This is a genomic window from Nocardia sp. NPDC003269 (genome assembly GCF_042888005.1).
Classification (GTDB): Bacteria; Actinomycetota; Actinomycetes; order Mycobacteriales; family Mycobacteriaceae; genus Nocardia.
Map to the genome: position 1 here is coordinate 1,913,056 of NZ_JBIAPA010000002.1, position 14,890 is coordinate 1,927,945.

The 14,890-nt window shown below is 72.0% G+C and carries 2 protein-coding genes; both read left to right on the top strand.

Annotated features, from left to right (window positions below; genetic code table 11):
• The first annotated feature begins 139 nt into the window (after nt 1-139).
• Nucleotides 140-13,807 carry an amino acid adenylation domain-containing protein gene (locus ACFYWJ_RS19230; RefSeq protein ID WP_355280253.1) on the top strand — a complete coding sequence of 4,556 codons (13,668 nt, stop codon included), beginning with the start codon at nt 140-142 and terminating at the stop codon, nt 13,805-13,807.
• Nucleotides 13,804-14,793 (top strand): ATP-binding cassette domain-containing protein, encoded by a 990-nt coding sequence (locus ACFYWJ_RS19235; RefSeq protein WP_355280254.1) that lies wholly within the window; start codon nt 13,804-13,806, stop codon nt 14,791-14,793. The genes ACFYWJ_RS19230 and ACFYWJ_RS19235 overlap by 4 nt, the downstream gene beginning before the upstream one ends.
• Nucleotides 14,794-14,890 lie beyond the last annotated feature (97 nt).

Here is a 14,890-nt window from a genome sequence, read left to right on the forward strand (position 1 = left end):
CTCGAAACAAATCCACATCGGTAGCCATCCGGCTGCCGGAGTACTCCGAATCAATGGGCGTGGATAGCCACGCCCTGGGCCGTCGTGTGCCCGGGCGCTGCTCGGGGAGTTGTGACACAAAGGCAGAACGGAGTGCTTGATGAGTTCATTGGCCACCGACCGCGTCAGCTCATGCGTCACCGACGACGATCCGGGCCAACCGTTCGCTCTCTCGCCCGGTCAGACGGCCCTGTGGTACGCGCAACGGATCCGGCCCGATATCCCCCTCACCATCGCCCACTACGTCGAACTCCACGGTGATCTCGACGTCGGCAGGCTGCTGTACGCGGTCGAGCGCTTCGGCGCCGAATCCCAGGTGGGCCATGTCCGCCTACTCGAGGTCGACGGCGTGCCGCATCAGCGGGTCGACCTGGCCTGGCGGCCGGGCTGGGCCCGGATCGACCTGCGCGGCGAGCCCGACCCGCGCGCCGCCGCGCTGCGCTGGATGAACGACCACGCCAGCACCCCGATCGACATGGAGCGCGAGCCGCTCACCATCAATGTCGTGTTGCGAATCGGTGACCAGGACTGGCTCTGGTACGAACGCGGACACCACATCGTTATCGACGGTTACGGTGCGATGAACGCGCTGACCCGCACGGCCGAGATCTACACCGCCGTCGGCGAACAGCGCGAACCGTCGGTCTCGCGCGCCGCCGCGCTGGTCGACCTCTACGCCGACGAGTCCCGCTACCGCGAGTCCAGCCGCTGCACCGCCGACCGCGAGTACTGGACCGCGCAGCTCTCCGGCGTCGGCGAGCCGATGACCCTGTCCGCGGTGACCGCCACCGGCGACACCCACGATCCGGGCCGTCATCGCGCCACCGCGGTCCTCGACCCCGATCTCGACAGCCTGCTCACCGACGCGATCACCACGCACGGCTCGGCCAACTCGGCCCTCATCGTCGCGGCGCTGGCCGCCTACGTGCGTTCGGTCACCGGCGACTCCGATGTCGTACTGAGCCTTCCGGTCTCGGCCCGCACCACCGTCGCGCTGCGCCGGTCGGCGGGCGTGGTGTCGAACGTGGTGCCGCTGCGGGTGCGCTTCGACGAGCACACCACCGTCGCCGACGTCGTGCGCCAGACCGAGCTGCAGATCACCGGCGCGCTGCGGCATCAGCGCTACCGCTCCGACGACATCCGCCGCGACTGCGGCTACTCGCGCGACGCCCGTGGCTTCTTCGGGCCGATGGTCAACATCATGCTGTTCCACGACGAGCTGAAGTTCGGCGACATCGCCGGCCAGCTGCACGTGCTCGCGACCGGCCCGGTCGAAGACCTCTCGATCAACATCTACAACGGTGACGGCGGCCGCATCCAGCTCGACTTCGAAGCCAACCCCAAGCTCTACGGTGAGGCCGAGGTGGCCGCCCACCACGGTCGCTACCTGGACTTCCTCGCCCGCTTCCTGGCCGCCGAGCCCGGCACCCCCACCCGCACGCTGACCGCGATCACCGCCGACGAGCAGGACACGGTGCTGCGCGGGTGGAACGCCACCGAGATGCCGGTGCCGACCGCCACGCTGGTGTCGCTGTTCACCGACCAGGCGCGGCGCAGCCCGCACGCCGTCGCCCTCGAATTCGGTGACCGCGCCGTCGGTTACGCCGAACTCGGCGACCGGGTGAACCAGCTGGCCCGTGAGCTCATCGCGCGCGGGGCGGGGCCGGAGACCACGGTCGGGGTGTGCCTGCACCGCAGTATCGAGATGGTCATCGGCATGTACGCGGTGCTCGCCACCGGCGCCGCCTATCTGCCGCTGGACCCGGAGCACCCGGCCGACCGCATCGACGCCGTGGTGACGCAGGCCCGGCCGGTGTGCGTGCTCACCGCCGCGCGCGACATGGTGCGGCTGCCCGAGGGCACGGCGCGGGTGGATCTGGACACCCTCGACGTCACCGGGCACCCGGTCGCGCCGATCACCGACGCCGACCGGCGCGCACCGCTGCGCCCCGAGCACCTCGCCTACGTCATCTTCACCTCCGGCTCGACCGGCAAGCCCAAGGGCGTCGGGGTGACGCACGCGGCGATCGTCAACCGGCTGCGCTGGATGCAGGCCGAATACCCGCTCGACCACACCGACGCCGTCCTGCAGAAGACGCCGGCCACCTTCGACGTGTCGGTGTGGGAGTTCTTCTGGCCGTTGCAGGTCGGTGCCCGCCTGGTGGTCGCCGCGCCGGACGGTCATCGGGATCCGGCCTACCTGGCCCGGATCATCACCGAGAAATCCATCACGACAGCGCATTTCGTGCCCTCGATGCTGTCGCTGTTCGTCACCGACCCGCGCGTGGCCGGCGGTGCCGGGCTGCGCCGGGTGTTCTGCAGTGGGGAGGCGCTGCCGGGCGCCACCGTCGCCGACTTCCACGCCGCGCTGCACGGCCCCACCGGCGGTCCCGAGCTGCACAACCTGTACGGGCCCACCGAGGCCGCGGTCGACGTCACCTACTGGCCGTGCCCGGCCGAGGCGACGACGGTGCCGATCGGCTCGCCGGTCTGGAACACCCAGACCTACGTGCTCGACCCGCAGCTGCGGCCGGTCCCGCCCGGGGTCGTCGGCGAACTGTATCTGGCGGGGACGCAGCTGGCGCGCGGCTACCTCGGCCGTCCCGACCTGTCTGCCGACCGATTCGTCGCCAATCCGTTCACCCCCGGTCAGCGCATGTACCGCACCGGTGACCTGGCCCGCTGGCAGCTCGACCGGCCGGTCCTGGAATACCTGGGGCGCACCGACTTCCAGGTCAAGATCCGCGGCCTGCGCATCGAACTCGGCGAGATCGAATCGGCACTGCTCGCCCAGGACCACATCGCGCGTGCGGTCTGCGTGGCGCGGGCCGGGCGCACCGGCGACGACGAACTGGTCGCCTACGTGGTGGCCACACCGGGCAGCGCGGCGCCCGAGCCCGCCGTGCTGCTGTCGGGGCTGCGCCGCGGCCTGCCCTCCTACATGGTGCCCTCGGCGCTGGTCGTGCTCGACGAACTGCCGTTGAGCGCCAACGGCAAGGTCGACCGCAAGGCGCTGCCCGAGCCGACCGTCGGCGTGCGGGTCACCACCGGCGCCGCCGCACCGCAGACCGAGCTGGAATGCGCCCTCGCCGAGATCTTCACCGAGGTACTCGCCCTCGACGGCACCGCGATCGGCGTCGAGGACAGCTTCTTCGACCTCGGCGGCAATTCGCTGGTCGCCGCCCGCGCGGTCGCCCGGATCAACACCACTCTCGACGCGAACCTCACCATCCGGGAACTGTTCGAGGCGTCGACCATCGCGGCCCTGGCCGGGTACATCAGCACCCACAAGCCCGAAACCTCCACGCCCAAGCTGGTTCCCGCGGTCCGGCCCGAGCGGGTGCCGCTCTCGCTGGCCCAGCAGCGGCTGTGGATCCTCAACCGGTTCGCCGAGCACGCCGCCGCCTACAACATGCCGCTCGCGCTGCGGCTCACCGGGCACCTCGACCTCGACGCGCTGCGGGCGGGCCTGCGGGACGTGCTCGATCGGCACGAGAGCCTGCGGACCAGTTTCCCGGAGGGGCCGGACGGCGCCTACCAGCTGATCCATCCCGCGGCCGCGGTGGAACCGGACCTGGCGCCGGTCGACGTCATCGCCGCCGACCTCACCGCCCTCGTCGCCGAGGAGACCGCGCGCGGCTTCGATCTGCGCACCGAGACACCGCTGCGGGTCGCGCTGTACCGGGTCGGCGCCGACGACCACGTCCTGCTGGTCGTGCTGCACCACATCAGCGGTGACGGCTGGTCGATCGCCCCGCTGGCCAGGGACCTGATGTCGGCCGTGGCCGCGCGGGCCGAGGGCCTCGCGCCGCAGTGGACCCCGCTGCCCGTGCAGTACGCCGACTTCGCGCTGTGGCAGCGCGAACTGCTCGGCGACGAGACCGATCCCGAGGCGCCGCTGGGCAAGCAGCTCGGCCACTGGCGCGACGCGCTGGCCGGCCTGCCCGATCAGCTCGATCTGCCGCTGGACCGGCCGCGTCCGCTGCGCCGGGGCACCGGCGGCGACACGGTGGGCTTCACCATCGACGCCGCGATGCGCCGAGCGGTCGCCGAACTCGCACACAGCCACGGCGTCAGCATGTTCATGGTGTTGCACGCGGTCCTGGCGACCCTGCTGGCCCGGATCTGCGCGAGCAGCGACATCACCATCGGCACGCCCATCGCGGGCCGTTCCGATCCGGCGCTCGACGAGCTGGTCGGCATGTTCGTCAACACGCTGGTGCTGCGCACCGAGGTCGACCTGGGCGCCGGCTTCGACCGGATGCTCGACCAGGTCCGCGAGACCGACCTCGACGCCTTCGCCAACCCCGACGTGCCGTTCGAGCGGCTGGTCGACCTCGTCAATCCGGAACGCTCGACCGCCCGGCACCCGCTGTTCCAGGTCATGCTGTCCTATGACCGCACGCCGGAACTGCGCGTCGAACTGCCCGGCGTCAGTGCCGAGCTCGTGCCGGTGGAGGCCGGGGTCGCCAAGTTCGACCTGCAGCTCGAGGTGCGCGACAACCACGACGACGGTCCGCTGGACGCCGAATTCGGTTTCGCCACCGATGTCTTCGATCGCGCGACGGTCGAGGCCATCGCCCGCCGGTTCACCACGCTGCTGGCGACCGTGGTGGCCGATCCGACGCGCCCGATCGGCGATCTCGATCTGCTGGAGCGTCGCGAGATCGCGCGGCTGGCGCCGGTGGCGGGCGCGCCTGCCGAGCCCGCGGGCACCCTGGCCCGGCTGCTCGGCGAGACGGCGCAGCGGCTGGCCGACGCCGTCGCCGTGCGCTACCTCGGCTTCGACACCACCTACCGCGAGCTCGACGAACGCTCGAACCGGTTGGCGCGCAGCCTGATCGCGCACGGTGCGGGGCCGGAATCGGTGGTCGCGGTCGCGCTGCCGCGCAGCCTGGAATCGATCGTCGCCATCTGGGCGGTGGCCAAGTCCGGCGCCGCGTACGTGCCCGTCGATCCGGCCTACCCGGCCGAGCGGATCGCGCACATGATCGGCGACTCCGGCGCCGTGCTCGGGCTCACCCTGCCCGAGCATCTCGCCGGGCTGCCCACCACCACGGGCAAGCACCGGAAGGCGCCGGAGTGGCTGGTCTTCGGCACGGCCGACTTCGAGGCCGACTGCGCGCGCCGCTCGGCCACCCCGCTCACCGACGCCGACCGCAGGCATCCGATGCGCGCCGGTCAGCCCGCATACCTGATCTACACCTCCGGGTCGACGGGCACGCCCAAGGCCGTCGTCGTCACCCACGCCGGTATCGCCTCGCTCGCCAGCGAGCAGACGCAGCTGTTCAAGGTGACCGACGCGGCGCGGACCATGCACTTCTCCTCGCCCAGCTTCGACGCCTCGGTGCTCGAGCTGCTGCTCGGCTTCGCCGCGGGGGCGACCATCGTCGTCGCGCCCGCCGATCTGTACGGCGGCACGGAACTGGCGGGTTTCCTGCGCTCGGAGCGGATCACCCACGCGTTCATCACTCCCGCCGCGCTGGCCACGGTGCCCGCGGGCGACTTCCCCGACCTGGGCACGGTCATCGTCGGTGGCGAGGCCTGCTCGGACGAGCTGGTGCAGCGCTGGGCGAGCGACTACCGGATGCACAACATGTACGGCCCCTCGGAGGCGACCGTCGCGGTCACCGCGAGCGCGGCGATGGTGGCGGGGGAGCCGGTGCCGCTGGGCGCGCCGGTGCGCGGCATGCGGTTGTTCGTCCTCGACGGCCGCCTGCACCCGGTCCCGCCGGGGACGCCCGGTGAGCTCTACGTGTCCGGACCCGGTGTCGCGCGCGGCTATCTGGGCAAGCTCGGGCTGACCGCGCAGCGGTTCGTCGCCAACCCGCACGGCCGGGTCGGCGAACGCATGTACCGCACCGGCGATCTCGTCGTCTCCGACGCCGCCGGGCGGTTGCGCTTCCTCGGCCGCGCCGACGATCAGATCAAGATCCGCGGCTTCCGGATCGAACTGCGCGAGATCGACCACGTCCTGCGGGAACACCCGGGGGTACGCTCGGCGCTGACCGTCGTGCACGTCGACGAGCAGGGCCAGCAGCGACTCGCGTCCTACGTCACCGCCGACCGCCCGGTCGACCCGGCCGCGGTGCTCGACACCGCGCGCGGCAGGCTGCCCGGCTACATGGTGCCCGCGGCACTGGCCGTGCTCGACCGGATGCCGGTGACCCCGGCGGGCAAACTCGACCGAAAGGCGCTGCCCGCACCGGAGTTCGCCGTCGCCACCGGGTCGCGCGCCCCGCGCACGCACCTGGAGATGCGGGTCGCCGCGGTGTTCACCGAGATCCTCGGCCGGCCGGTACCGGGCGCCGAGGACAGCTTCTTCGAGATCGGCGGCAACTCGCTGCTGGCCACCCGGCTCGCGGCGGCCGTGCACGCGGATTTCAGTGTGGACCTGCCGGTCCGGCAGATCTTCGAGGCGCCGACCGTGGCGGGCATCGCCCGGCTGATCACGGAAGCGCCCCGGACGCAGCGGGTGGCGCTGGCGGTACACACCCCACGTCCGGGACGCATACCACTGTCGCTGCCGCAGCAGCGGCTGTGGTTCCTCAACAGATTGTCCCCCGAATCCAGCGCCTACAACATCGCATTCGTCTTGCGAATCGGCGGAGATCTGAACATCGGTGCTTTGCGATCCGCACTCACCGATCTGGTGGAGCGCCACGAGGTGCTGCGCACGATCTTCCCGGAGGACCTGTCCGGCGCCCAGCAGATTGTGCTGCCGGTCGTCGCGGCGGCTCCCGCGATCGAGGCCGTCGACACCGATGCCGACCGGGCGCTCGAGGTGCTGACCGCGCTGGCGCGCCAGGGATTCGACCTGACGAGCCAGCCGCCGCTGCGCGCGCGGCTGCTGCGGGTCGGGCCGCAGGAGCACCTGCTCGGCGTCGTCGTGCACCACATCGCCGCCGACGGCTGGTCGCTCGGCCCGCTCACCCGGGACCTGGCGCTGTCGTATGTGGCCAGGTCGGCAGGCACCGAGCCGGTGCGCGCGCCACTTCCGGTGCAGTACGCCGACTTCAGCCTGTGGCAGCGCACGGTGCTCGGCGCCGAGGACGACCCGGACAGCATCGCCGCCACCCAGCTCGCGCACTGGCGGACGGCGCTGGCCGAGCTGCCCGACGAACTGCCGCTGCCGTTCGACCGGCCGCGTCCGGCCGAACCCACCGGGGTGGCGGGCAGCGTGCGGTGCGAGATCTCGCCGCCGCTGCAGCAGGCCATGCGGGAGCTGGCGGCCGAGGCGGGCGTCAGCCTGTTCATGGTGGTCCGCTCCGCGCTGGCGGTGCTGCTGCGCAGCGTCACCGGTGGCCGCGACATCCCGATCGGCACCCCGGTGGCGGGCCGCACCGATATCCAGCTCGACGAGCTGGTCGGCATGTTCGTCAACACCCTGGTCCTGCGGTCCGACGTGGACCCGGGCCGCAGCTTCGTCGACCTGCTGCACGCCGACCGCGACGACGAACTGGCCGCGATCGCCAACTCCGACCTGCCGTTCGAACGCGTCGTCGACGCGCTCGGCCGCGACAGCAGGGCGAGCAACCGGCACCCGCTGTTCCAGGTCGCGCTGAGCATGCAGGACGACCGCACGCCGGAACTGGACCTGCCCGGCCTGCGGCTGGCCGCCGAGGAACTCGACATCGCCCGCGCCAAGTTCGATCTGGAACTGCGGGTGACGCCCGGCGACGGCGAGACCCGCTGGTTCGACTTCGTCTACGCCGCCGAGATGTTCGACGCCGCGACGGTGGAGACCATGGCGACCCGGTTCGTCGAGATCCTCACCCAGGTGACGGCCGATCCGCGACAGCTGGTCTGCGAGGTCGACGCCCTCACGGTGCCCGAACGCCGCGCCCTGGTGCCTGCACAGGGACCGGCCCCGGTGACCCCGGTCGTGCTGGCCGACATCATCGAACGCGCGGCCACCACCTTCGCGCATCGACCGGCCCTGCGCTGGTTCGCCGACGGCAGTGTCGCTGGCGCGGTGGGGGAGCTGGACTACGACGAGGTCGGTTTCCGGGCGCACCGGCTCGGGCGCGCGCTGATCGCCCGCGGGATCGGCACCGGCGACCGCGTCGCGGTCGGCCTGACCCGTGGATTGGACTGCGCGCTGGCCATTTTCGGCGTCGCGGCCAGCGGTGCGGCGTTCGTTCCGGTCGACCCGCGCTACCCGGCCGACCGGGTGCGGCACATGCTCACCGACTCCGGCGCGAGCGCGGTCATCACCACCACCGCCGATGCCGAGTCCCTGCGCGAGGCGGCCGGATCGCTCGACACCCAGTGGCTGCTGGTGGACGACGAGGAACTGCAGGCCGAACTGGCGGGCTACGACAGCGTGCCGATCACCGACCCCGAGCGGGTCCGCCCGGTGCGCCCGGCCGACCTGGCCTACCAGATCTACACCTCGGGCTCGACGGGCCTGCCCAAGGGCGTGACCGTCACCCACAGCGGTCTGGTGAGCCTGGCGGTGGACCTGCAGGAACGGATGGGCCTGGACCGGTTCGCCCGTACGTTCTTCTTCTCCACGCCGAGTTTCGACGTCTCCGTGCTCGACATGCTGCTGGCGGTCTGGTCCGGCGCCGAGATGGTGATCGGCCCGATCGACATCTACGGTGGCGACGAGCTCGGCGCGCTGCTCGAGCGCGAGGACATCACGCACACCTTCCTCACCCCCGCGGTGCTCGCCTCGATCGACGCCACCCGCTGGCCGCTGCCGCGGCTGCGCGGGCTCATGGCCGGTGGCGAGGCGGTGCCGCCGGACCTGGTGGAGAACTGGGCGCCGGGCCGGCGGTTCGTGAACGCCTACGGGCCCACCGAATTCACCGTCATCGCGGCGATGTCGCACCTGCGCGTCGGCGTTCCGGTGACCATCGGCACGCCGGTGCGTGGTGCGCAGGTCCTGGTGCTGGACGAGCGGTTGCGCCCGGTCGCCACCGGCGTGCCCGGCGAGCTGTACCTCGGCGGCGCGGGCATCGCGCGGGGGTACCACGAGCGATTCGGCCTCACCGCCGGGCGCTTCGTCGCGGATCCGGCCGGGCCCGCGGGCAGCCGGATGTACCGCACCGGTGACGTCGTGCGCTGGACCGCCGACGGCGAACTGGACTACCTCGGCCGCAGCGACCACCAGGTCAAGGTGCGTGGCTTCCGGATCGAGCTCGGAGAGATCAGCGCCGTGCTCGGCAGCCACCCCGAGGTCCGCTTCGCGCACACCGAGGTCAGGCGGATCGCCGGCGACGACCGCATCGTCGCCTGGGTGCAGCTCGCCGAGGGCACCGACCCGACCGAGCTGGCTCGCGTCCGCAACCACGCGGCGGCCCGGCTGGCCGGGCACATGGTGCCCGCGTCGCTGACCCTGATCGACCGCGTGCCGCTCACCCCGGTCGGCAAGCTGGACCGGGGCGCGCTGCCGGAACCGGAGTTCACCGCCACCGCGGGCCGCGCGCCGCAGACCGCGTCCGAGCGGCTCGTCGCGCGGGTCTTCCACGAGCTGGTCGGCGGCACCGAGGTCTCCGCCACCGACAGCTTCTTCGACATCGGCGGCAACTCGCTGCTGGCCACCCAGCTGGTGGCGCGGCTGGCCGCGGCCAGCAATGTGCGGCTGGAGGTGCGGACCGTGTTCGCCGCGCCGACCGTCGAGGAGCTGGCCGCGCTCATCGAGTCCGGGCCGTCCGGCGACGAAGGCCGCCCCGACCTGGTGAAACAGGAACGCCCGGAGCGGATTCCGCTGTCCGCGGCCCAGCGCAGGCTGTGGTTCCTGAACCGGTTCAACGCGGGCACCGAGGGCGAGAGCCAGTCGGCGGGCGCCTACAACATCCCGGTCGTCCTGCGCCTGCACGGCCCGATCGACCTGGACGCGCTGATCGCGTCCTTGCACACGGTGCAACGTCGGCACGAGACGCTGCGCACGGTGTTCCCGGAGAGCGCGGGCGAGCCCGAGCAGCTCGTGCTCGATCCGGAGGTCGCCGCCGTCACCCTGTTCCACGCGACGGCCACCCCCGACGAGGTGGGCGCCGCGGTGACCCGCTTCGTCACGCCGGGCTTCGACCTGTCGTCCTCGGTGCCGATGCGGGCCGCGCTGATCACCGTCGACCACTCCGGTCTGCCGGTACCCACGCAGGCCAAGCTGGCCGTCGCGGGGTCGAAGGAGCACGTGCTGGTGCTCGTCGTGCACCACATCGCGATGGACGGCTGGTCGCTGGAACCCCTGGCCGGGGAGGTGGCCGCCGCCTACCGCGGCATCCGCGAGGGCGCGCCGTTCGGTGACCTGATCCCGGAGATCCAGTACACCGACTACACGCTGTGGCAGCAGGAACTCCTCGGCACCGAGGACGACCCCGACTCGCTGATCAGCAAGCAGCTCGCCCACTGGCGCGGCGCGCTCGACGGCCTGCCCGAACTGCTCACCGTCCCGGCCGACCGGTCCCGCCCGCCGGTGCCCTCCTACCGGGGCGGCACCGTCGACTGCGAGGTCGACGCGGCCACCCACCGGGCGCTGCGCAGCATCGCCACCGCCAACAACGTCAGCATGTTCATGGTGCTGCACGCGGCGCTGGCCGTGCTGCTGCACCGGGTCACCGGCGACGACGACATCGCCGTCGGCACCGCGACGGCGGGCCGCGGGCACCCGGCCCTGGACGCGATGATCGGCATGTTCGTCAACACCCTGGTGCTGCGCACCGAGGTGACCGACGATCGGGCGTTCGTCGACCTGCTGCGTTCCGTGCGCGACCGGGACCTCGACGCGTTCGCCAACGCCGACATGCCGTTCGAGCGGCTCGTCGAGGTGCTCAATCCGGCTCGCTCGCAGGCCCATCACCCGCTGTTCCAGGTGATGCTGTCGGTGCGCAACACCCCGGTGCGGATGCTGGAACTGCCCGGACTGCGGATCGAGGCGGTCGACGCCGACGCCGGCATCGCCAAGTTCGACCTGCAGTTCACCTTCACCGAGACCGAGACCGCCGAGCGGGTCGGTGACGGTGTCACGCTGGCGGTGAACTACGCGGCGGACCTGTTCGACGAGGTCACCGCGCGCAGGCTGGGCGACCGGCTGGTGCGGCTGCTCACCGCCGTCGCGGCCGACCCGCACACGGCCGTGGGCGATCTCGCGCTGCTCGACGCCGTGGAGTGGACCGCGCTCGCGCCGGTGCACGGCACCCGCGCGGACACCCCGGTCAGCTTCGCCGCGGTGTTCGGTGCCGCCGTCGCCCGGTCCAGGGACGCGGTGGCGCTGTGCGCGGGCGACACCGTCGTCACCTACGACGCGCTCGACCGCTGGACCAACCGGCTCGCCCGGGTCCTCATCGGTCAGGGCATCGGCCCGGAAAGCCTGGTGGCCCTGGGCATCCCGCGCTCGGTGGAGTCGGTGGCGACGATGCTCGCGGTCGCCAAGGCCGGTGCGGCGTTCGTGCCGGTCGACCCGAACTATCCGGCGCAGCGGATCAGCCACATGCTCACCGACTCCGGTGCGGCCGTCGGCCTGACCCTGCTGGCGCATCGGGACCGGCTGCCCGGCGACTGCCGCTGGCTGGTGCTCGACGATCCGCACACCCGCGCGACCGTGCTCGGCACTGACGACGCGCCGGTCACCGACGCCGACCGGATCCGGCCGCTGCGCGTGGCCAACCCGGCGTACGTGGTCTACACCTCCGGCTCCACCGGTACGCCGAAGGGCGTGGTGGTGACCCACGGCGGCATCTCGAACTTCGCCGCCGAGTGCGCCGACCGGTACGACGTGCGGCCCGGCAGCCGGGTCCTGCACTTCGCCACGCCGAGCTTCGACGGGTCGATGCTCGACATCCTGTTCGCGCTCGGCGGCGCGGCGACCCTGGTGATCGCCCCGCCCGGGATCGTCGGTGGTGAGGATCTGCGCCAGTTGTTCATCCGGGAGCGGATCACCCACGCGTTCATCACCACCGCCGCGATCGGCACCGTCGACCCGGCGGGCGTGCACTCGCTGGCGCACGTGCTCGTCGGCGGCGAGGCGCTGCCGCCGGACCTGCTGGCCCGGTGGTCGCCGGGCCGCAACTTCTACAACGTGTACGGCCCGACGGAGACGACGATCGTCACCCTGATGCCGCAGCCGATGAGCCCGCGGGGCCCGATCACCATCGGCGGCCCGATCCGCGGCGTCAGCGCCACCGTGCTGGACCGGCGGCTGCATCCGACCCCGATCGGCGTCACCGGTGAACTGCAGCTGGCCGGCTCGGCGCTGGCCCGCGGCTACCACAACCGGCCGGGCCTGACCGCCCAGCGGTTCGTCGCCAATCCCTATGGCGCGCCGGGCGAACGGATGTACCGCACCGGCGACCTGGTGCGCTGGCGCGACGGCGCGAAGTCGGCGCTCGACGTCGAGTACGTCGGCCGCACCGACCACCAGGTGAAGGTGCGCGGTTTCCGGATCGAACTCGGCGAGATCGACGTCGCGTTCGGCAGGCATCCCGAGGTCGAGTTCGCGCTCACCATCGGGCACACCACCCCGGCGGGCGTCACCGCGCTCGTGTCGTATGTGAAGGCCAGGACCGGGACCGCGCCGACGGTGCGGGAACTGCTCGACCATGTCGGCGGGCACGTGCCGAACTACATGGTCCCGCAGTCGGTGATGCTGCTCGACGAGGTGCCGCTCAGCCCCGTCGGCAAGCTGGACCGGGCGCGGCTGCCCGAGCCGGTGTTCCTGGCGTCCGAGGGCTACCGCGCGCCGGTGACCCCGGCCGAGGTGGCGCTGTGCGCGGTGTTCGCCGAGGTCCTCGGGGTGGAGCGGGTCGGCGCCGACGACGGGTTCTTCGAACTCGGCGGCAACTCGCTGCTGGCCACCAAGGTCGTGGCGGCACTGCGTGAGCAGGGCTACGAGATGCCGGTGCAGCTGATGTTCGGCGATGCCACCCCGTCCGGCATCGCGGCCCGGCTCGACGGCGCCGACCCGGGCGCGGCGATGGCGGCGGCGACCGGTCCGGTGCTGGCCATCCGGCCGTCCACCGGCCCGCACGACACCCCGCTGTTCTGCGTGCACCCCGCGATCGGCCTGGCCTGGTGCTACGCCGGACTGCTCGCCCACCTCGCGCCCCAGCGCCCGATGTACGGCCTGCAGGCGCCGCACGTCTCCGGCGAGGACCGGTTCACCTCCATCCCCGAGGCGGCCGGACACTATGTGGCACACATCAAGTCGATCCAGCCGCACGGTCCGTACCACCTGCTCGGCTGGTCGCTCGGCGGGCTGATCGCGCAGGAAGTGGCGGTGCAGCTGCAGGACGCGGGGGAGGACGTCGCGCTGCTGGCCATGATGGACAGCTACCAGCTCGGCGACCGCTGGCTCGACACCGCGATGCCGAGCGTGGCCGATGTCCTCGGCGAGTTCGGCGCCGACATCCTCGGTGGGGCAACGTTGCCCGCCGACATCGACCTGCACGACGCGGCGGAACTGCTGCGGGCACAGCCGGGCCCGTTCGCCGCGCTCTCGGTCGAGAATCTCGAACGGCTCTACACCGGGTACGCCGACGGCACGGTGATGGCGAACCGGTTCCGGCCCCGCACCTTCGACGGTGACCTGGTGTTCTTCACGGCGGCGGCGGACGAGATCAACGCCGCCGATCCGGCCAGGCGCGCCGAGGCGTGGCAGCCGTTCGTCACCGGCAACATCCACAACCACGACCTGCCCTGCAGGCATGCGGCGATGACCACGCCGGAATCGCTGGCGGCGATCGGCCCCGTGCTGCATCGCCACCTCGACGCGGTCCCGGAGATCACCGTGTGCGGCGGCGGCCAGAAGGAGATGCGTCCGTGAGTTTGGCGGTAGAAGTACGTGGCCTGGCCAAGAGTTACGGCAAGGTGCGCGTGCTGAAGGAGATCGATCTGGAGATCCCGGCGGGCACGGTCCTCGGCCTGCTGGGTCCCAACGGCGCGGGCAAGACGACCACCGTGCGGGTCGTCACCACGCTGTTGCGGCCCGACGCGGGCTCGATCCGGGTCGCCGGTGTCGACGTGCTGGCCGACCCGGCCACCGCGCGCACCAGGATCGGCCTGTCCGGTCAGTACGCGGCGGTCGACGCGAACCTGACCGGCTACGAGAACCTGCGGATGGTGGCGCGGCTGTACGGCATGTCGCGCAAGCAGGCCGTCGCGCGCGCCGAACAGCTGCTCGCCGCGCTCGGCCTCGAATACGCCGCGGGCAGGCGGGCCGGCACCTATTCCGGTGGTATGGCGCGGCGGCTCGACCTGGCCGGGGCGCTCGTGGCCCGGCCGCCCGTGGTGGTGCTCGACGAACCCACCACCGGCCTTGACCCGCGCGGGCGCCTGGACATGTGGCAGGTGATCGGCGACCTCGTCGACGACGGCACCACCGTGCTGCTCACCACCCAGTACCTCGAGGAAGCCGACCTGCTCGCCGACCGGATCACGGTCATCGACAAGGGCACGGTCATCGCGCGTGGTTCGGCCGACGAACTGAAGACCTCCATCGGCGGCGACCGGCTCACCGTCACCCTCGCGCCGGGACAGAACCCGAGCCCCGCGGTCCAGGTGCTGCACCAGGTCGGGGTCGGCGAACCGATCCACGAGCCCGGCAGCGACGAGGTGTCGGTGGTGGTGGGCAACGGCTCGCGCACCATGGTCGAAGCGCTGCGCCGCCTCGACGACGCGGGCGTGTGCGTCGTCGACGCCGTCGTCGTGCGCCCGACCCTCGACGACGTGTTCCTCTCCCTCACCGGCACCCCGGCCGAGCCGGCCGCCGACATCGAAAACGACGACGTGCAAGAGGAGATTCTCTCGTGAGTGTGGCACCGGAGGTCGACGAGTACGAGACCCGCGACCTGCCGATTCAGACGAGTCCACCGCGTCCCGCCGCCCCCGGCGAGGCGCCGCCACGGGC